17 protein-coding genes are annotated in these 22,106 nt (G+C 34.0%); 2 read left to right on the plus strand and 15 right to left on the minus strand.

What is annotated here, in order from left to right:
- The 9 genes from ABV008_RS05315 to ABV008_RS05355 form a co-directional block, all read right to left on the minus strand.
- The coding region (locus ABV008_RS05315) for a CaiB/BaiF CoA transferase family protein (RefSeq protein ID WP_352418781.1) at positions 1-1,161 on the minus strand (1,161 nt) is incomplete at its 3' end.
- 118 nt (positions 1,162-1,279) lie between these two features.
- A complete protein-coding gene (locus ABV008_RS05320; RefSeq protein ID WP_352418782.1) occupies positions 1,280-2,080 on the minus strand; it encodes a cyclase family protein in 801 nt (266 codons plus the stop codon).
- Between the two features lie 76 nt (positions 2,081-2,156).
- A complete protein-coding gene (locus tag ABV008_RS05325; RefSeq protein WP_352418783.1) occupies positions 2,157-3,419 on the minus strand; it encodes a YlbE family protein in 1,263 nt (420 codons plus the stop codon).
- Positions 3,420-3,448: 29 nt separating this feature from the next.
- The gene (locus tag ABV008_RS05330; RefSeq protein ID WP_352418784.1) at positions 3,449-3,619 is read right to left on the minus strand and encodes a fdrA domain protein; all 171 of its coding nucleotides are present in this window, start codon (positions 3,617-3,619) and stop codon (positions 3,449-3,451) included.
- A gap of 17 nt (positions 3,620-3,636) precedes the next feature.
- A complete protein-coding gene (gene fdrA / locus ABV008_RS05335; protein WP_352418785.1) occupies positions 3,637-5,196 on the minus strand; it encodes an acyl-CoA synthetase FdrA in 1,560 nt (519 codons plus the stop codon).
- A 20-nt stretch (positions 5,197-5,216) separates the two neighbouring features.
- The gene (locus ABV008_RS05340; RefSeq protein ID WP_352418786.1) at positions 5,217-6,158 is read right to left on the minus strand and encodes an oxamate carbamoyltransferase subunit AllH family protein; all 942 of its coding nucleotides are present in this window, start codon (positions 6,156-6,158) and stop codon (positions 5,217-5,219) included.
- A gap of 201 nt (positions 6,159-6,359) precedes the next feature.
- Entirely contained in the window at positions 6,360-8,072 is a 1,713-nt protein-coding gene (locus ABV008_RS05345) for a PucR family transcriptional regulator (RefSeq protein WP_352418787.1), read from the minus strand.
- A gap of 48 nt (positions 8,073-8,120) precedes the next feature.
- On the minus strand, positions 8,121-9,233 hold the full coding sequence (locus ABV008_RS05350; RefSeq protein WP_352418788.1) for a 4Fe-4S dicluster domain-containing protein: 1,113 nt from the start codon (positions 9,231-9,233) through the stop codon (positions 8,121-8,123).
- 11 nt (positions 9,234-9,244) lie between these two features.
- Positions 9,245-10,273: a LacI family DNA-binding transcriptional regulator gene (locus ABV008_RS05355; protein WP_352418789.1), complete on the minus strand. Its 1,029-nt coding sequence runs from the start codon at positions 10,271-10,273 to the stop codon at positions 9,245-9,247.
- 283 nt (positions 10,274-10,556) lie between these two features.
- Between ABV008_RS05355 and codB the strand changes: the two genes are divergently transcribed.
- Positions 10,557-11,798, plus strand: coding sequence for a cytosine permease (gene codB / locus ABV008_RS05360; protein WP_352418790.1), 1,242 nt, complete (start codon positions 10,557-10,559; stop codon positions 11,796-11,798).
- Between the two features lie 46 nt (positions 11,799-11,844).
- Positions 11,845-13,080, plus strand: coding sequence for a cytosine deaminase (gene codA, locus ABV008_RS05365; RefSeq protein WP_352418791.1), 1,236 nt, complete (start codon positions 11,845-11,847; stop codon positions 13,078-13,080).
- Between the two features lie 139 nt (positions 13,081-13,219).
- Here the strand turns inward: codA and ABV008_RS05370 are convergent, their stop codons facing one another.
- The 6 genes from ABV008_RS05370 to ABV008_RS05395 all read right to left on the minus strand — a co-directional run bounded on the left by ABV008_RS05370 (position 13,220) and on the right by ABV008_RS05395 (position 22,084).
- Positions 13,220-13,699, minus strand: coding sequence for a (2Fe-2S)-binding protein (locus ABV008_RS05370; protein ID WP_352418792.1), 480 nt, complete (start codon positions 13,697-13,699; stop codon positions 13,220-13,222).
- Positions 13,696-14,535, minus strand: coding sequence for an FAD binding domain-containing protein (locus ABV008_RS05375; RefSeq protein ID WP_352418793.1), 840 nt, complete (start codon positions 14,533-14,535; stop codon positions 13,696-13,698). The genes ABV008_RS05370 and ABV008_RS05375 overlap by 4 nt, the downstream gene beginning before the upstream one ends.
- Positions 14,532-16,862, minus strand: coding sequence for a xanthine dehydrogenase family protein molybdopterin-binding subunit (locus ABV008_RS05380; RefSeq protein WP_352418794.1), 2,331 nt, complete (start codon positions 16,860-16,862; stop codon positions 14,532-14,534). The genes ABV008_RS05375 and ABV008_RS05380 overlap by 4 nt, the downstream gene beginning before the upstream one ends.
- A 70-nt stretch (positions 16,863-16,932) precedes the next feature.
- The gene (locus ABV008_RS05385; protein ID WP_352418795.1) at positions 16,933-18,075 is read right to left on the minus strand and encodes an MFS transporter; all 1,143 of its coding nucleotides are present in this window, start codon (positions 18,073-18,075) and stop codon (positions 16,933-16,935) included.
- A 182-nt stretch (positions 18,076-18,257) separates the two neighbouring features.
- Positions 18,258-19,508 carry a uracil-xanthine permease family protein gene (locus ABV008_RS05390; RefSeq protein ID WP_352418796.1) on the minus strand — a complete coding sequence of 417 codons (1,251 nt, stop codon included), beginning with the start codon at positions 19,506-19,508 and terminating at the stop codon, positions 18,258-18,260.
- Between the two features lie 260 nt (positions 19,509-19,768).
- A complete protein-coding gene (locus ABV008_RS05395; RefSeq protein ID WP_352418797.1) occupies positions 19,769-22,084 on the minus strand; it encodes a xanthine dehydrogenase family protein molybdopterin-binding subunit in 2,316 nt (771 codons plus the stop codon).
- Positions 22,085-22,106: the final 22 nt, after the last annotated feature.

The raw sequence follows: 22,106 nt of genomic DNA on the forward strand, positions 1-22,106 counted from the left end.
TTGTATTTTTTCATCATCATATCCTAAGAATCCTTTTAGGATTTCTTCTGTATGCTGACCTAGAACTGGTGCTGGAGTTCTTACACTACCTGGTGTGTCACTTAGCTTAATAGGTACTCCAGGCATCTTTAGTTTTCCTGCTACTGGATGTTCTACTTCTACTATCATTTCTCTTGCTATTACTTGTGGATCTTTTAGTACTTTATCTACTGTGTTTATAGGACCATTTGGTACTCCTGCTTTATCTAATAATTCTAGCCATTCTTCTGTAGATTTCTTAACCATTGCTTCTGCTATTAGTGGTCTTAGTTCATCATAATTTTCATTTCTTAAAGGATTTGTTTTAAATCTTTCATCGTTTATTAGTTCTTCTTTTCCTATTACTTCACAGAACTTAGCCCATAATGTGTTATTTCCAGCTGCTACTACTACTTCTCCATTCTTTGTATCGAAAGGCTCAAATGGTACTATGGAAGGATGTTTGTTTCCACCTGGTTTTGGTACGTTTCCTGTTACTACATAACGTGCTATGGCATTTTCAAGTATAGCTACTTGTGTATCTAGCATAGCTACGTCTACTTTTTGTCCTTTGCCTGTTACATGTCTATTGTTTAGTGCTGCTAATATGCCTATGGTAGTGAATAGTCCTGCATTTATATCTGCTATGGAAGTACCTACTCTTGTAGGTTTGCCATCTTTTTGTCCTGTGATGCTCATTACTCCACCCATTGCTTGAACTACTGCATCATATGCTGCTCTTTTGCTGTATGGACCTGTATGTCCATATCCTGATGATGCTGCGTATATTATCTTAGGATTTATTGTTGATAGATATTCATACCCTAATCCTAGTTTTTCCATAGTTCCAGGTCTGAAGTTTTCTACTACTACGTCAGCTTTCTTTACCATGTCTAAGAAAACTTCTTTTCCCTCTGGAGATTTTAGGTTTATTGTGATACTTCTTTTATTTCTATTAAGGCTCATAAAATAAGCGCTTTCATTGTTTACATAAGGGCCAAAAGCTCTTGAGTCGTCTCCTGTTACTGGCATTTCTATTTTTATTATATCCGCTCCTAAGTCTCCTAGTATCATGGTTGCATAAGGTCCTGCCAGTACCCTTGTAAGGTCTAGTACTTTTATATTGTCTAAAGCTTGCTTCATTATGTTCGCCCCCTTCTATAATATTTGGGATTCTTCACTTCGCTCAGAATGAAAATTTGTCTAATTAAATAGCTACCCGCCAGAGGCGGGCAGTCATTAATTATATATTTTCAAAAGATTATTCAGCTTCAAAAGCTACTATACGGCAGATTGAAGATTCTCCACCTTCAAATCTCCATGGGAAACATCCAACAACCATACGTCTATTTAGTATTTTGTCTAGATCTCCACCTAAGTTTTCAGCATGGATTATTTCATAAGGTTTAATAAATACTTTTACATGCATTGCTTGGTATACATCTGGCCATGGATACATTTCATTTAATCCCTTGCCAAATTTTTCTTTCATGTATTTGTCACATGCTTCTGCTTCTCTTGGTTCCCAGTCACGAATCTTAGTGTTCATTGGGTGGTCTGCAGAACCACAGTCAACACCAATCCACTTAATTTCCATTTCTTTTACCCAATCAACAAAGTCCATTGATGGTCCTGGGTGTCTTAACATATATCTTCTTTCATCTGCTTCTGGTTGATCCCAACCATATTTATGGTATCCAGTATTTATGATAAGGATATCACCTTTTTTAACTTCTACTCTGTCCATTATATCTTGTGGTGTGTAAATTCCGAAATCTTCAGCCATATCTGATAAATCAACTATTGCTGCAGGTCCTACTAATTTATCAAGTGGTAATGAAGCAATATCTCTTCCTGCTGTATCAAAGTGCATTGGTCCATCTAAGTGTGTTCCAACGTGGTTTGATGTAGTGATTAATTGTCCATTAGCTCCATTAGGTGCTAATCTCTTAAAGAATTTGATTTGTAGTGGCTCATAAGTTGGCCATGGTGGTGTTAAATGGCTAAGCTTTTGAGTTAAATCATACATTTTAACATTGTTCCAGTTTTGTAAAAGATTCATTAAAAATTCCTCCTTGTATTTATGTTATTTTTTTGGCTTTATTCTATTATAAAGCCTATTTTATTCTCTTGGCAAATTATAATTCGCCTTCTGCTTCTAATTGTTCAATGAAAGCTTCTAATGCATCTTCGAAGCATTTCATAGGTGGATGAACTAGTCCTGCTCCAACTTGACCTACACCTGCATCTTTATGTGCAATACCTGTGTTGATTATTGGACGTATACCAGTTTCAATAACCTTTTGTATATCTATACCCGTAGCAGTACCTCTGAAATCAAGAACTGGTATTTTATATGCAATATTTTCTGCTTCTGTTATTTCATACATAGATTTTGAGTAGTTTATTGCATCTTGTGGTACTCCACCTACGAATTGTACTATAGGTATAGCTGCTGCCATTGCAAATCCACCAATTCCTGATGTTTCTGTTATAGCACTGTCCCCGATGTCTGGGTTAGCATCTTTTTCTGAGTATCCTGGGAAGTATAGTCCTTGTATAATTTCTGCTGGTGCTGTAAACCATCTATCTCCTAATCCTGCTACTCTAATACCAAATTCTGTACCATTTCTAGCCATTGTATATACTAATGTACTGTATTTAACGCCTTTCATTGGCTCTAGTGCACATTTAGCAGCTGGCATTGTTAAGTTCAAGAAGAAGTGGTCATTGCTATGCATAAAGCTTAATACATCTGCTTTAACTTGATCAGAAAAATTAGTTTTTACAATGTAAGGAGCTAATTCTCTTATTAATAATGATGTACCTGCTTTGTTTCTGTTATGACCTTCGTCTCCCATTTGAACAACTTGAGCTATCATTGTTTTAAGATCTATTTCACCAGATAATTCTAATGTAGCTTTAAGTACTGGTGCTAATGTGTTTTCCATCCATTTAAGTCTAGTGATAACTTCTTCACCATATGCTCCAAAACGAAGAACTTTTCCTAAACCTTCGTTTAGTGTACAGTAAGCTTTGTTTCCAAAAGTTTTGTTTTCAACTATCCATACAGGCATTGAGTAAGTAACAACTCCTGCCATTGGTCCTACTGCATTACGATGATGACAAGGATCAAATGTTATTTCTCCAGATGCTGCTAGTTTTTCAGCTTCTTCTTTATTTGCTGCAAGACCTTCGTAAATAAGTCCTCCAATAACTGCTCCTTTTAATGGTCCACTCATTTTATCCCATGTAACTGGTGGTCCTGCGTGTAATATAGTTTTTTTAGTCATTCCAGGTATGTCTTTACCTGCTGTACCTATTCCAACAATAGTAGGCTGTGCACTTTGTAAACGTCCAACAGCTTCTTTGTTAGCTTGTGCAATTTTTTCAGCTATCATTTATATCACTCCTCTTAAATTGTTTTAATTTATTTCAATCTTGATAAAAGTGATGCCAATTTTTTATTTCCACCTGCAGCTGGTCTCCAATTCACATGAATTGCAGATACCTTTTGCTTTTTCAAATCATTGTAAAATGATTCTAGTCCAATGTTGATGACTTTAACCTCTTTATTGAAAAGTTCATTAATCTTTGACATTACAGCACCCTCCAAATCTATTTAATTTTGTTAAGGATAAGCCCAGCTAATCTTACAGCTTGTGCATTTGAAGGCATTACTATTACTCCTGCTTCTTCTAGTCTTCTTTGTGATTCTTCAAGACTTTGTGGGTCATTTGCAGTACCACAAATTGAACCTACTACACAAAGATACTTACCTTTCTTAGCCATTTTTTCTTTAGCTTCTTTTATTGATGGAAGCATTTCTCCTACTGGGTCTTCATGTGAGCCATATCCTAATACAAAGTCCATAAGCAACACAGCCATTTCTTCGTCGTCTCCTTCTTTCATAAGACGCTCTACTCTACCTATTGGATCAATCATTGGGTGAGGCTTTCCTTTTGTAAATTCATCATCACCAAAGTCAATACATGTATGTTCTTTACTAACTTTTGCGTTTTCCATCTTATATTCAGGAGTTAGTGGAATATTAGAATAGATGTTTCCTATTTCACCGCTAAGAAGCTTCATAGCTTCATCTGCTAATGTTCCACCAGTGTAAAATGCTCTTAGATATTTTTGACCCTTATCAAATTTACTTACTTCTTCGTCTACTAGCTTTTCTATTTCTGCATCTGATAGATCAAATCCATCAAAATCTTTCACTTCTTCTCCTCTTAGAAGTGCAACTGCTTTTCTTGCAGCATCTTCAAGAGATACACATGCATGTGCTCCATATTTTTCTATTAATTTTCTGTCTCCACCTATAAAGTCTACAACTACTGGTTTTGAAGAATTTTCAATAGCTTTTAATACTTTTTCAGCTACTTCTTCTGCTGGTGGCTTAGAAATAAGTACTATAACCTTTGTTTGTGGATCATTCTTTAATGCTTCTATACCTTGTAGCATCATAAGACCGCCTATTTCTGATTTTAGGTCTCTACCACCAGTTCCTATTACTTGGGATACACCTTCCCCTAATTTGTCTATAATAACTGTTACTTCTTGTGTTCCTGTACCTGATGCTCCAACTACTCCTATATGTCCTTTTTTAATTACGTTTGCAAATGCTAGTGGTACGTTGTTTATTATTGCTGTTCCACAGTCAGGTCCCATCATTAATAGTCCCTTTTCACAAGCTAATTCTTTTAATTCTTTTTCTTGCTCTACTGTTACGTTGTCGCTGAAAAGCATTACATGTAAATCATTGTTTAATGCTTTTTTTGCTTCTGCTGCTGCATATTCTCCTGCAACTGATATAACTACTATGTTTGAATCTGGTTCATGATTTAAAGCAGATTCTAGTGTTGGTGGCATATAATCTGACTCGCTGCTTTTTTTCTTTTGGCTAAGTAGTCTATCTACTTCTCCTGAAATTGTTTCGATTTGAACATTGTCTTCAGCAAGAACTGTTACAAAGAAGTCATTTGGTGTAAGGTTTTTAATTTCATCATTTGATATTGAAAGATTTTCAGCTAATTCCTTATTTAAATCTGTTCCCATACCAACTAGAGCTTCTTTTACTCCATCGATTTTTTTGATTTCTTTTGAAATAATCATTAATGTAACTGAATCATAGTAGGCATTTTTTCTTATCTCAAATTTAACACTACTCATGAATATCTACCTCCTAAGTATTAATTAAGCAATATTTGGCTTCCTATATAGATACCTGAAATCATATCTGTTCCGGAAGTTTCTCCAAAGTCAGCAACTTTTTTTAAATATTTATAAAAAGTATTTGTGGAGCTGTTTGATAAAAAGGTTGCCATTAGATTTCTAACGTCTTCATTTACTTCTCCCATAGATGAATATTTGAGCATCTCTTCACTAACTAAAGTTGTCTTGTTTTTTATATTTTTGACAATGGCTTTGTTAATCTCAATGGCTTTTTTAAAGTCATGATTCAGATACGATGATAAGTATATTCTTGAAACCATCATGCCAGATAAAAAGTCATCCATTGAAGGCGTAAGACCTATTCCAAAACCAATTATGTCTTTAGATCTTAAAGGGATTTCCTCAATATTCTCTTTTAAATAGCTATCAATAAAGGCTAGGAATCTTTCTCTAATAAATTCTTCTCTCTTGCTAAGAAGGATATTATTATCTAATATGGGTTCTATACCCTTTATTTTACCTTCAAGGGTTTTTAGAAGTGGAACTATACCTTCTTTTTTCCCTTCTTCTAATATAAATGTACCCATTAAACAAAGCTTTCTAAAAACGTTTTCCATTGAATCTTTTGCTAAATCTATGTCTGAAAATAATAGTGGTTCTTTATTCCATAAAAGTGCTTTGTCAAAAGAAATTATAATATTATTTTCTTTCAAAAAAACAAAATCATCATAAAACTCGAGTTTTTGTCCTTGTTCAAAGCCTAAGTCTATAAACGATATCTTTTCTGTAAGTTTTATAGAACGAGGTGCCATAGGCTTATTAGGGCCTAAAAAGGAAATAAGATGATTGTCTTGGTCTATTACATTAAAGCTATTGTCGAATACTGAATGAATCTGTCCTTTTAGGCGATTTCTTTGTAAGGATTCATATAAATCCTTACATATATTTGATGCTATCATTAGATCAATCCTTCTAAAAGTATTCTAAATTAACTCTTAATACTATAATAACTTATTTGCACAACTATTTCTTTATATAGTCTACCTAAATATTAACCCTATTCTTTGTAAGTAGTTAATAAAATGATAAAAACTTCCCAAAACTAAAGGGAAGTCTTATCAGCTACTGCTAAGTGACTAGCACAAATTTGGAGATTTTGGCTACCTACTCAATTTGTTGCTACATCTTTCATTTTCTTGCATTTCTAATATTTTTAAAGATATTTGGAAATTAAGCCTATCCTCATAATCCTCAAAGTCAATTCCTGTTATTTCTTTTATCCTTTGAATTCTATAAATCACGGTATTATAATGGGTGTACATCTCTTCTGATATCTTTTTTAGGTTCCCAGCACACTCAAAGTAATTCTTTAAGGTTTCTATGAGCTCAGTTCCTTTTTCATTGTCATACTTTACTAAAGGTTCTAGTATTTCTTTATAAAATTGTTGCAGCTCTGGTTGAAGCTCTTCATATGAAAGAATTCTAAATATTCCTAAATCATCATAATGAGTTACTTTTTTTTCATGAGACCTTTTTTGACATTCTACAGCTCTGTTAGCTTCCCTATAACCTTTCCATAGGTCGTGAGTATTTTTATAATTTCTTCCCACGCCAATAGAAATCTTATCATTGATATTTTCATATTCTGCATATCTTAATAGCTCATCGCAAAAAGAGTTTATTTCCTGTTTTATTTTTGCATCTTTTGTTCCTGCTTCAGTACCAAAAAGAATTATAATACTATTACTTTTGTTTCCATATATAATCCTTTCTTTCCGATTTTTCAAAATCCTATTTATAATGCTTAATAGTCTAACATTTATTTGCTGAAGAAAGTTGCTTGCGTCAGGATAATAGCAGTTCAAGTTATCATAATTATTTACTGAAATAACTATTACAGAATATCCTAATCTGCTGTCGAAATCAAAATAAGAAGCTCTTTCTAATGCTTTTTTGTGCCTATTTTCATCACTTGAAAATAAATCTTCGAAAAATTCAACCTTGTGTTTACTTTCAATCTCAAAAATAGATAATTTTTTATAAAGATCTAGTGCAATCACAGGTGTAGAGGCTTCTATGACTGTTAATTCTACTGGAGTGATTGGTTTTTTATCTTCCCAAATATATATACAGCCGTATTCTCTATCTTTTGTAAAAATAGGAATAGTAATTCTGTTTATTTTCTCGTCTCCCATTACGTCAGTACAATTTGTATGAAGAAACTTGTCATTAAAATTATAACTAAATCTTTCTTTTTTCAAGCTATCAGTTTCAATAATTGACTCAATATATTTTTTCTTGTCTTCGTCACACAAAATCACACTAGTTTCAAATAAATATTCTTTTATAGCCATTGAGTTATTGTCAATGCCTTCGTATAATGCATTGGCTATTTCTTTTAAGCTTCCACCATTTAACATCATATTTATAAGCTTATTATGAGTATTATCTATTCTATAGAGAATGCTAGTTTGATTATTAACAATCTCAGTCAGAGCATTAGCTATAATAGTGGAATAAGAAATCTCAAGAGGTATCTCTATTAAAGGAAACCCAAGTTCTTCTGCCATCTTTAGGGTGTTACTGGGAATCTCATCTATATATCTTTTAGTCTTGATACCTAAACCTGCCAATCCCTTTTTATTCATCTGCGGTATAAGTTCATCAAACTTTGTTGGATTATCTTTTATAGAATAAGCTGCTGTAAGTAGAAATTCGCCTTCTTCAACCCAGTTTATAATATCTGGTACTTCCATTACGTTAAGCTTTGTTATCCTTCTATCTAGTCCACCTTTTCCTGCTAAAATCTTCGCCTCTTTCATAGGTTCAAGTTCTAATAATTCTTTTACTGTTATTCCCGAATATCTATACACTTCATAATCACCCCGCTTCATATAATATACAATACCCAATAATACTTACTACCAATCTAAAAATAAAAGTTTCTTCTCACATAGGCTAACACATAATCCACAGCCTGTACATTTTGAATCGTCTATAACTATTATATCATTATTTAAAGAAATAGCATCATACATACATGATTTAATACAACGTCCACAATTTTCTGCATTGCATTTACCATTTATCTTTGCAATATATGGTTCTATGGATATCTCTTCAAATGATTTTAATGAAACCAGAGCTTGTCCTCTAATATCTTCTAAAGAAGAATAACCTTTTTGCTCTAGCCAGTTTTCTAAATCCACTAGAATCTCTCTAATTTTACCATATCCATTCATAATTAAGGATGTGCAAAGCTGTACAGTACTTGCACCCAACATTATATATTCAATAACATTTTTATAGTTCTCTATTCCACCGATGCCAGAGACTGGTATCTTTACAGCTTGAGATATACTGGCTATAGTTGCTAAGGCTATAGGTCTTATTCCTTCTCCCGAATATCCTCCATAAGTAGGTAACATTACCTTAGCTTTATCTATGTCAACTCCAAGAATAGATCTTAGTGTATCTATAGCACTAATAGCAGATGCTCCTGCTTTTTCTACGACTTTTGCTAAAGCTGTTAGATTGCTTACATTAGGTGAAAATTTCACCATTACAGGTATCTTCACTGAATCTACAGCCATTTTTGTAAGGTTATATAGTCTTTCTATGTCACTTATGAGCAATTCTACTCCTTCACCATGTGGAATAGATATACCTAATTCAATAGCATCTACACCAAAACGCTCTACTTTTTTTGCCATATAAGCCATTTCAGAAGGTGTATGTGCCAATATGTTTGCAATAACCACTGCACCTTTCTCTTTTACATAATATATTTCTCTTTCCCATTCTTCTAATGTTAAATCGCTATATAACTCTATGTTTTGCATGCCAAGAGAATTAGCTGCTATTCTAGGTCTAACATTTGGTCTTACCTCATTAATAATTGTTTGAGTTACCACTGCACCTGCTCCTGCATCAATAGCTTTTCTTATCATGCTACCACTACCAGTTAGAGGACTTGCCGCTACAATTATTGGATTATTTAATTTAATACCCATAAAATTAACTGACAGACTCATAATATCACCCTTTAACTAAATATTTCTTCAATTCTATTGTCATAGCCACAAGATTTTCTGACTTTAAGCATAGGCTGAATAAATATTTTTTGTTTAAAACAATCTTCTTCTTCATTTAGTATATTGTCTAGTAAAAGTCTTGCTGCAGTCAGTCCCATTCTATATACTGGATGCGTTACTGTAGTTAGCTTTGGCTCTACAAGAGACGCTACCTCTATGTCATCAAATCCTACTACTGCTATATCTCCTGGTACAGTGTAACCGGATACTTTTACTGCTTCAATGGCACCTAAAGCCATAAGATCGTTTGCAACAAAAATTGCATCAGGTTTTCCTTTTTTCTTTAATATCTTCTTTAGTGCAAGATGGCCGCCATCAATTTGATTGTTTCCTTCAATTATATATTCCTCATCATATTTGCATCCTGCCTCTAATAAAGCTTTTTTGTATCCATCTAGTTTTTCTACACTAGCCTTTCTATTCATAGGACCAGATATATGGGCTATTGTTTTGTAGCCTGCCTTTATTAAGTGAGTCGTTGCCATATATGCTCCTAATTGATAATCAGTATACACTATATTAATGTCCGAGTCTTCCATATATTCTCCCAGTAATACAAATGGAACCTTTTGCTTAATTATAATATCAAAATCTGCTATTTCTAAAATACTAGAGCATATTATTAGCCCATCTACTTTCTTGCTAAGAAGCATTTCGATACAATCCTTTTCCCTACTGGCATCGTATTCCGTATTGCTGAGAAGTATATTATATCCTTTTTTATAAAATACATCCTCCACTCCCTTTGCTATACTGGGATAAAGCGGATTTAGTATGTTAGGTATTATTAAGCCTATAGTACTTGTCCTATTAGTACTTAAGCTTCTAGCTATACTGTTAGGAACATAATTCAGTTCTTTCATAACCATGAGAATCCTGTTTCTAGTATCTTCAGAAACGGTTTCAGGATGATTAAGTACCCTAGAGACAGTGGCTACAGAAACCCCAGCTAATTCCGATATTTTTCTTATATTTGCCATAATACCACTCCAAAATTATGTTCATTTTATTCAATTATATCACTACTAACCTTTGACAGTCCAATTTTATTAAAACAATATATATAAATAAAAAATTTTGAAAATATTTTTTAAAAAAAGAAGGATTTTTGTTTTTAACGTCAAACATATACTATGAGAAATGTAAACGTTTACAATATAAAAATAAAAGACAAAATCTGCAACTCAATTAAAAAAATGTAGAATCAGTTATATTTTTTTTAAAGAAAAATGTAACTGGTTACATTAAAAAAGGAGGATAATTATGTCAGAATTAACAAGTAAAAAAGCAGCTGATACTGAACACTCTCTGTCAGCAGTTGATGCTGCTAGTAGGCAAGGTTTTTGGGCAGTACTTGTAGTTATGGTGGGATTTACTTTCTTTTCACCTAGTATGACTGCAGGAGGTAATTTAGGCATAGGGCTTAATATGAGAGACTTCTTTATAGCTATGATCTTAGGTAATGCATTTTTAGGTGTATATACTGGAGCTCTAGCTTATATTGGTCAATCTACAGGCCTTACATTAGATTTGCTAGCTCGTTACTCTTTTGGAGAAAAAGGTTCTTACCTATCTTCTGCGCTTATTAGTTTTACACAAATTGGTTGGTTTGGTGTGGGAGTTGCTATGTTTGCATTACCTGTAGGAAAACTATTGAATATTAATCCTATACTTCTAATAGTCATAACTGGAATCTTGATGACTGCAACAGCTTACTATGGAATCAAAGCTCTTGCTATTTTAGGTTCCATAGCTGTTCCTTTAATAGCTATACTAGGTATTTATTCAGTAAACTATGGAATCAATCTAGTAAATGGATTTGGAAATGTATTTGCAGAAACACCTTCAGCACCACTTACAATGGCAGCTGCTCTTTCAATAGTAATTGGTAGCTTTGTCAGTGGTGGAACAGGTACTCCAAACTTTACTCGTTTTTCAAAAACATCTAAAATTGCAGTTTGGGCAACTGTTATAGCTTTCTTCATTGGCAATAGCATCATGTTCATATTTGGAGCTGTTGGCGGTGCTGTTACAGGGACACCTGATATATTTGATATCTTAATCACTCAAGGGCTTATGATACCTGCCATTATAGTATTGGGTCTTAATATTTGGACTACAAATAATAATGCTCTTTACACAGCAGGACTTGGACTTGCAAATATAACTAATATTCCAATGAAGCCTATGGTACTTGTAGGTGGTGGAATTGGTACAATTGCTGCTCTTTGGCTATATAATAACTTCGTGTCATATCTTAGCTTGTTAGGAGGTATGATACCTCCTGTTGGAGTCGTTATAATTATTCACTTCTTTATGAACAGGAAACAGTATGAAACTGAAGGCTTTAAGCCAAAAAGTGTAAATACTGGAGCTATATTAGCAGTTGTAGCTGGAGCATTAGCTGGGATATTTATTAAATGGGGTGTTCCTCCAGTAAATTCACTTGTTGTTTCTGCAGTAGTATTCTTCATTGCTGAAACTCTTAACAAAAAAAGAGCTTAAATCACAAATATTCTATATCCAATATTTTATAAAGGGGAGATTGCACATGTTAATTAAAAATGTATATTTAGAAAACAGCACTGAAAAAACAGATATATATGTTAAAGATGGTAAATTTGAAAAAATTGCTCCTAATATTACTCCAGCTCCAGGAGATGAAGTAATTGATTGTGATGACTGCATGGTATTACCTCAATTTATAGAGTCTCACGTACATCTTGATGCTACGCTTACAGCAGGTGACCCAAGATGGAATTTATCAGGTACATTATTTGAAGGAATTGCTTGCTGGTCTGAAAGAAAAGAAAAATTATCTAAACAAGATGTGAAAAATAGAGCAAGAGAAGCCATAAGAAAACAAGCAGCAAATGGAATAGGACATGTTCGTACACATGTTGACGTAACAGATCCAACTCTAGTAGCTATGGAAGGCCTATTAGAGTTAAAAGATGAATTAAAGGATGAGGTAAATATTCAAATAGTTGCATTCCCACAAGAAGGTATTATGAGCTACCCTAATGGTGAACAATTAATGGAAAATGCAGCTAAAATGGGAGCAGATGTTTTAGGTGCAATTCCACACTTTGAATTCACTCGTGAGTATGGTGTTGAAAGTCTAAACTTCACTATGAAATTAGCAGAAAAGTATGGATTACTTGTAGATGTTCACTGTGATGAAATAGATGATGAGCAATCACGTTTTGTGGAAACATTAGCAGCAAGAGCTTATGAGTCAGGTATGGGAGAAAAGGTTACAGCAAGCCATACTACTGCAATGCACTCCTATAACAATGCTTACACATATAAATTGTTTAGACTATTACGTATGAGTAAAATGAACTTTGTAAGCAACCCATTAGTAAATACTCACCTTCAAGGTCGCTTTGATACATATCCAAAGCGCAGGGGAATAACCAGAGTTAAAGAATTGCTTGCAGATGGCATAAATGTTTCTTTTGGACATGATGATATATTTGACCCATGGTATCCACTAGGAGACGGAAACATGAGAGATGTTGTTCATATGGGATTGCATGTATGTCAAATGATGGGATATGAAGAAATTCTAAACTCCTATAAGCTAATTACTCATAATGCTGCTAAAACTCTTCATTTAGGAGACAGTTATGGTATTAAAGAAGGAAATCCAGCTAGCTTTATAGTTCTTAACTCTGATAACTTCTATAATGCTCTTAATGAGAAAAAAGAAGTTTTATACAACTTTACTAAAGGTAAATTAATAGCAAAAACAGAACCTGCTAAAAAATCTGCTTTATTTTAGCCAACTTGTTATTCTGAGACATAGTCAAAGAATCTCGTATTTACAATACGCGAGAAATCCTTCGCTATAGTTCAGGATGACATAGAGAGATTTTTAAATAGCCGTCAGTATAATGCTGACGGCTATTTTTATATTTCATTTATTTTCTTTGCTTTATTTTTTCCTTAGCTGAATATACTGCATTTTTTATACCTTCATAGCCTGTACATCTACAAAGATTGCTTTGCAGCCATTCTTTTATTTCCTCATCATTGGCTTCAGGCTTTTCTTCTAAAAGTGCATAGGCATTTAGTATAAAACCTGAAGTGCAATAGCCACACTGAAAGCCTCCTTCTTCCTGAAAGGTTTGTTGTATCTCAGTTTCTACAAGCCCTTCTATAGTTGTGATTTTTTTATCTGCGACTTCTACAGCAAGTATCATACAGGATTTAACTGGCTTCCCATCAAGAAGCACAGTACAAGCACCGCAGTCTCCATTTTCACAACCAGGTTTTCCACCTGTAAGGCCTAGTTGCTCTCTAAGTACTCTAAGAAGAGTATCAGAAGGCTTTACTATTACTTTTCTTTGTTCACCATTTACATTAAATATCATAGATGTGTAATCATTATAACCTATCATTGTACTCCTCCTTCCAGCTTCTTAAGAGCATTAACTATGGCATTCTCAAATAGATATTTTCTAAAGTCACTTGAAGCAAATATATCATTTCTAGCATTGCTTGGTAAATTTTCTACTGCATACTGTGCTCTTTCTTCAAAGCTTTTTGTTTTATCATTTAGAACTTTTTCTAGTTCTAGTGACCTGAAAGGATAAGGACATATTCCTGAAAATGCAAATCTAATATTTTTTTCGTCTTTAAGTGCTGCTAGATGGAATAGAGGATAATCTATTTCTCCTTGCTTTTCTTTTCTCTCATTGTAGTGTGGGAAAGTAGCATATTTCTTGTCAATTTCTATTTGAAGAAGTATTTCTCCACTTTTTAGGTTAACTCTCTTATCAAAAAACTCTAGTATTGGGATTTTTTTAACTCCTTCTTTGCCAGCTACTACTGCTTTTCCTTCTGTAACTAGTACAGGTAATATTGCCTCTCTGTAAAAAAGACGTCCACATATATTACCACCTAGACTTAATCTGTTTCTTACAGTATGGTCTGCTATTTTTCTGGTTACGTTAGCCATTAGCTCAAAGTTAGTTTTTTCTACTATCTCATTTAATGATAATGCTGCACCGTAGATTATTTTATCTTGAGCTTCTGAGAATGCAAGACACTCTGGTATTTTTTTTAAATCTATTACTGTGCCTGTATTAATTAATTTTTTCCTGGCATATGTTACTGTTTCTGTTCCTCCACTATAGTATATTGGATTCTTACCTTCTTTAAGCTTTTCCTCAAAAAGTTCTATTGCTTCCATATAAGTTTCTGGTCTATAGTATTCAAAATCATAAGATATCATCGAACTACCTCCTTTTTAGCTTTCCAAAGGTTTTCGGGTGTTAATGGTAATGTTTTTAGCTGTACTCCTAAAGCTCTTGATAGAGCATTTGCCAATGCACTAGGCATGCCTATTATGGATTGCTCTCCAATACCTCTTGCGCCAAATGGTCCATCCCCTTGAGGTGTTTCTACATAATCAACAAAGTACTCTGGTTCTTCACCATATCTCATGATTTTAAAAGATCTTAAATCATCATTGCTTACTTGACCTCTACTGTTAAAAATAAATGCTTCGTTAGATGCAAAGCTTAGTCCCATAGCCATTCCGCCTACTATTTGACCTCTAGCTATTTTAGGATTAATTATTTTACCTACATCCATAACACAAGCTGATTTTAGTATTTTATAGCTATAGTCTCTTAAATCAAGTTCAACTTCTACTCCTTCTGCACCTAATGTCCACTCTAGAGCTGGATGCCCTTCTCCTGTTTCTTTATCTATTCCGCTTAATCTCCTTGCTATATATCTACCTCTGCCAATTACTTGTCCTTTTATGGCATTGCCATTTTCGTAAACATAACCTAAAATTACATCCTTTAATAATAAACCAATATGTGGTTCATCTTTTATAAATACTCTCTCACCTGCTACTTCTAAATCCTCTGGAGGGCATCTTAGCACCTGTGAGGCTGTGTCTTTAATCTGTCTTAGAGCGTCATCTGCAGCTTCTATAACTGCTCTTCCTGCCATAAAAAGTCCTCTACTTGCAGCAGTTGCCCAGTCATGTGGGGACACCTTTGTATTTACTTCATGAGATAGATGTATCTTGTCTAAACCTACCTTAAATTTCTCTGCTAATATTTGTGCAAGACCAGTTTTAGTTGCTTGCCCTATTTCTACTATTGAACAATGTAAGTTTATACTTGCATCTTCATTAAATGTTATTATTGCGCCAGCATCTGTATTTGTAGGCATAGCAGGAGCTTTCCATAGACATGTTAAGCTTTTAGCCCTTACTTTATTTTCATCAACTTTTATGTAGGTGCCTTCATCCCAGTCTAAAAACTTCTTAACTCTATCTATACATTCTACAAGATTACCAGTGTTCTTATCCATTAAGCTTCCTGTTGGGGAAGTATCCCCTTCTTTTATGGCATTAAGTCTTCTAAGTTCTGCAGGGTCCATTGATAGTTTTTCAGCCATTACATCTAATGCTCTTTCTATAGCAAATGCTAATTCCACATGCCCAAATCCTCTAAATGCATTTGTAAAAGGATGATTTGTGTATACACATAAAGAATCACATGATACATTTGGCACTCTATATGGACCTGTACAAGCTATGGCTGCTGCTCTACTTATGTTTACAGAATAATCTGAATATGCTCCTGCATCAAATTTATACAATAGTTCTAAAGATTTAATTTCTCCATCCTTAGTACATCCCATTTTTACTTCTCCCTTAAATCCTATCCTACCTGGAGAGCCAGTTAAGTCTTGTTCTCTAGTATTTACTAGCTTTACAGGTCTTCCACCTACTGCCTTAGATAGTAAATATGCTAGTGCTTCTAATTGTATCCCTGCTTTACCACCAAAGCCTCCTCCTATTGGTGGAGCTTTTACTGTGATTTTTCCTGTTGGAATTTTGAAAAATTCGCTCATAAGGCTTCTTACTACAAAAGGAGCTTGACTTGTTGATGTAATCATTATCTGTCCATCTCCTTTAATCTCTGCTATGGCTGCTCTAGTTTCCATTGCAACATGATCGCCTTGTGGAAATGAAAATTCGTCTTCTATAATATAGTCAGATTCTTCAAAACCTTTTGCTATATTACCTTTTCTTATTTTTGTTCTGTTAGCTACATTTGTTCCTGGTTCAGGATGTATTGCTGATATATGCTGATATTCACCTAATTCTTTATGTACTAGTAAAGCATCTTCTTTAAGTGCTTCATCTACAGATAATACAGGGGTAAGTTGTTCATATACTATTTTAATTAAATCTAAGGCTTCTTTCGCTTCTGCTTCACTATCTGCTATAACAGCTGCTACTGCCTCACCATAGTGTCTTACTTTTCCTCTAGCAAGGGGATATTTATCTCCTAAATATAATCCGACTACATAAGGTAACTCTTCTCCTGTGACAACTGCCCTTACTCCAGATGATTTTCTAGCTTCTTCTGTATCTATTGATATAATCTTGGCATGAGCATGAGGGCTAGTCTTAAGCGCTGCATGAAGAAGTCCAGGAGGGTTAATATCGTTTACATATTTTAGAGTTCCTCTTATCTTGTCTTCACCCTCAATTCTTAGATGATTCTGACCAATTACATTATATTTGTTCATTTTATCACCTTCCTTATAGTCTTAACCCTTAATCTATGTATACCATTCCTGTGAAAAAATAAACTTTTTATTACATCTCTTTACGACATAAAATATAGCTTAGAACAGGAGATATTATATTATATATAATAAGTACCCTAAATATTGTTGAACCGTTGTCTATATAGAAGAAGAATATTAAAAGATAAAATATAGTTCTGCTTATTGTAAGTAAAGATACCCTAAATACTAAATTGCCCAATAGCTCTTCATGACTCTCTCCATATTTCTTTGCCGTATAAACCTGAATTCCTGTAAGTGGTTTGTTGAAAAAAGCATCTCCAACACTTATTGTTAGGCTAAATAATATAAAAGAAAAAAAGCTAGGTTTAAATAGTAAGGACACAGATAATGCCAAAGCCATACTTCCAGCAAGCATTAATTTTTTTCTTGGGTATTTTTTCTGAGCTCTCATATAAATATAAAAAAGCAGCATAGATGAAATAGCAAACGCCGAATTTAAATAGCCCATAAGAGATTCGCTTTTTGCAAAGGAATATAAAAAAACACTGTTTGCCATTATAATAAATTGTCCAAATGGAGTGTGTATCAAATGTGTCGCCAGTACTTTTTTATAATCCTTCTGCCCTAATATCTTTTTTATATTTATCTTAGCTAAATATTCTATTTTATTATTAGGAAGTGTTAAAGCATTTGCCATTTGCAATACAAGTAGCAAAATAAGCATATACACTGCATAAATAAAACCAAATTTTTCTATTACTATTCCTGATATTACTGGTGTGATTATTGAAGATAGTTTCCCTACAATACCTACTGCGCTCATAAATCTATCTATTTCATCTCGTCCTAATTCACTAGCTTGAAATGCATTCATATTAAAAAAGAATAATCCATCTCCAAAACCACCAAATATACCTATAAGTACTGAATACTTTGATATCTCATCTCCTAATATAGCTGTCAATGCAAAGAGTAAAATAAAAAAGGTAGAGGATAATAAGTAATTAAGCCTAGTGCTTTTAAGTGCAATCCTATTTCCTATATAAAATGCTATAAAAGCTGCTATATAATTAAATATGTTAAATATTGCAACTGCTTTTATGCTTTTTCCTGCTTTCCACAAATAAATGTTTACAAAGATAAGTACAAAACTTTTAAATATTGAATAGATTAACTGCATTAAAACCATTTTTTTAATTTTTTTATTCATTATAAGCCTCTCCGTTACTTTATTGTCTTTAGAATATTAAAAGGGTTACCCTCAACTATTTTAAAAAACCCTATGCTAGAAGTCAATACTTAATTACTAGCATAGGGGTTTTTTTAAAAGCATTAAATTATTTTGTTAATCGAAAATAAAACAATTTTCTTAGTTAAAATTATAATTCTTAATTATTTAGCTTCTGGTAAGGCTTTGTTTAATATAATACCTACTATTGCTGCTAGTGCCATTCCTTCTATTGAGAAGTTTACTAAACCAATACTGATTGGCACTACTGCTCCACCAAGACCTAATACTAGTATAGTTGCAGCTATAATTAGGTTTCTTGATTTTGTAAAGTCAACTTGATGCTCAACTACTGTTCTAAGTCCAATAGAAGCTATCATACCAAATAATACAATTGATATACCTCCTATTACAGAACCAGGTATTGTGCTAATAAGTGCAGCTATTTTAGGTACACCACCTAGTATAATTGCAAATACTGCAGCTATTTTCATTACTAATGGGTCCCAAACTCTAGTTAATGCTAATACTCCTGTGTTTTCTGAATAAGTAGTATTAGCTGGTCCACCAAAGAATGCAGAAAGCGCTGTCATAGTTCCATCAGCTATCATAGTTCTATGAAGACCTGGATCTTTAGTGAAGTCATCTTCAACTGTAGCTCCTATAGCCATTACGTCTCCAATATGCTCTACTATTGTAGCAAGTGCTACTGGGGCAATTACCATAATGTATTGAAAATCAAATTTAGCTATTGTAAATTGAGGTAGTCCAACCCATGCAGCTTGTGAAAGAGGCGTAAAATCAACATTACCTGTAACAACTGCTACTAGATAACCTACAATAAGTCCTATAATTACCGGGATTATCTGGAAGAAGCCTTTTGCAAAAATATTTATTACAACAACTACTAAAAATGCTACGATTGCTAAGAACCAGTTTTCTGAAGCCATACTAATAGCTGTAGGTGCAAGTTTAAGCCCTATAACCATGATTATTGGTCCAGTTACTATTGGTGGGAAAAAGCTAACTACCTTTTCAACACCAAAGAAATAAATAAGTAATGCTACAACAACATAAATAAGACCTGCTACTACTATACCACCAGCTGCATATGGAAGTCCATTTTCGATACCATTTGCTTTTGCTAGTTCTACTGCTGCTAAAATAGGCGCAATGAAGGCAAATGAAGAACCTAAGAATACTGGCACTCTATTCTTCATTATTAAGTGCCCAATTAGGGTACATACCCCAGCCATAAACAATGCTACGGATACGTTAAGCCCTGTTAAAATTGGAACTAATACTGTAGCGCCAAACATTGTAAATGTGTGCTGTGCTCCTAAAAGAACTGTCTTCCCAACGCCAAGTTGTTCCAACGAATTTCTAATAGGTTCGTGTTGTTTAACGTTTTCCATCTTTTAATTCCCCCTTTTTTTATTGCTGATAGGTGTCCTATCAGTTTATATGCATTACCTGGCTGCTAGCTGCATAACAGCTAGATAAATACATTCAGATAAAAACGTTTCTAAAAATTTTGCTGGGGATAATAGTACTAACTCTAGTGCGATGGATTATTATTATTATTAAAGTGTGTTGTGCTCCTAATATGTTTGTATGTACTCACCTATTGTATATTGATTATAGGTGAGTACATAATGAAGTTTGCTTTATTTAATTAATTATTGTTTTTTTCTTTAATAGCTTTTAGCACTCTTTCAGGAGTCAATGGTATTTGGTGCATTCTTACCCCTATTGCATTATATAGAGCATTAGCTATTGCTGGTGCTGATGGTATCATTGCTGGTTCTGCCATTCCTCTTGCCCCAAATGGTCCATCATGTTGTTCATTTTCTACAAAGCTTACCAACATTTCAGGCATATCTCCTACTGCTGGTATCTTATAATCCATAAAGGATTGATTTAAGAATTTACCTTTGTCTAGTTTAATTTCTTCAAATAATGCTGAACCTAATCCTTGTACTATTGCTCCTTCTACTTGTCCTTCTATTAATGTAGGATTAATTACTTTTCCTACATCCCAGCAGGCTGACACTTTTAATACTTTTATATGTCCTGTTTCTGTGTCTAATTCTATCTCTGCAGCATTTGCTCCATATGTCCAGAATGCTACTGGTTTATCTCCTTGCCCTGTTTCCAAATCAAAGTTCTTCACATTTTCTGGTATAAATGAACCTCTTCCTATTATTGGTCCATGTACTCCTGAACCATCTGGCATTGTTAATCCTAATGCTAATTCAGCAAATGAAACCTTCTTGTCTGGATATTGAGTAGATACTACATATCCATCTTCTAATTTCAAATCTCTTGGATATATCGATAACTTAATACTTGCTAGCTCAATTAGTTGTCTCTTCACATCTTCAGCTGCTTTTACAATTGCATTACCTGCGCAGAATGTAATTCTACTAGCAACTGTTTGCCATTCATATGGTTGGTTAGCAGTATCTCCTGTATTTATTGTGATTTTTTCAGGTGGAATTGATAACATCTCTGCTGCAATTTGAGTTAGTGCAGTATCTGAACCTTGTCCTATGTCTTGTGCACTTACTTGAAGATATGCTGTACCGTCTTCATTTAATCTAATAACAGCAGATGAAGCTACGTCGTTAGGCATTGATGGTGCTTTCATTCCACATGCTATTCCTTTAGCTCTAATCTTCTTAGAATCACTTGGCTGTTCAGATGGGGTATAGTAGTCTATATCTTTTGCAACCCTGTCTATACATTCTACTAAACCACAATTATCATAAACAGGTGCACTTGTTGCTGTTTTTCCACCTGGTTTGTGCGCATTTAATTTTCTAAATTCTATTGGATCCATTCCTATTGCGTTTGCAACTGTATCCATGTTTTGCTCTATACAGAAGTGTATTTCTGCCATACCAAATCCTCTGTATGGTCCTCCTACTGGATGATTTGTATATACACAATATGAGTCTCCATGAATGTTTGGCACTTCATATGGACCTGCCATTGCAAATCCTGCTGACTTAGTTATATTAACTCCGTATTCTGTAAATGCTCCGCCATCCCAAACAAATTCAACTTCTTGTGCAATAATCTTTCCGTCTTTAGTTATACCATTTTTGAATTTGGAATGAAGTGCCTGTCTAACGTATGAGTTACAGAACTCATCTTCTCTTGAATAAGTTAATTTAACAGGTCTTCCCGTTCTCATAGATAGTGGTATTACTATGCCTTCTAGTGTTGTACCTGCTTTAGCTCCAAATCCTCCACCTACTGCTGGTGATATTACTCTTAGCTTATTTAGTGGTATTCCGAATGCAGATGATAAAGCTGCTCTAACTGCATAAGGTGACTGACAACTTGCCCATACTGTTAAGCTGCCATCTCTGTCATACTTAGCTATGGCCACATGGTTTTCAATTGGACAGTGTTGAATATGTGGAACATAGAAACTTGATTCCAACACATAATCTGCTTGTTTAAATGCTTCTTCAGCATTACCTTTTCTCAATTTAAAATGTTCGCTTACGTTTGTTCCTGGTATTGTATGGAATATAGGAGCATGTGTATAATCTCCAAGCTCTGGATGCACAAGTGGTGCACCTGGTTTCATACCTTCTATTGCATCAGTTACTGGTTCTAGTTCTTCATATTCTACTTCTATTAGTTTTACAGCTTCCTCTGCTATTTCAATTGTTTCAGCTGCTACTGCTGCTACTGCTTCTCCTCTATATCTTACTTTATCTACAGCAAGGAATGTCTTGTCAGCTAAATAAAGTCCTACTCTCTTTGGAAAGTCTTTACCAATAGTTATTGCTTTTACTCCTGGTAATTTTTCTGCTTTGCTTATATCTATGTTTAATATATTAGCATGAGGATATGGGCTTCTTTTAACTGCCGCATAAAGCATTCCTGGCATTTTTATATCATCAACATATTTTAAATCTCCAGTTACTTTTTTGATACCGTCTACTCTATCTACTCTTTGACCTACATATTTCATAATACTTGACCTCCCTTCGGCT

The organism is Proteiniborus sp., from assembly GCF_040308045.1.
GTDB lineage: Bacteria > Bacillota > Clostridia > Tissierellales > Proteiniboraceae > Proteiniborus.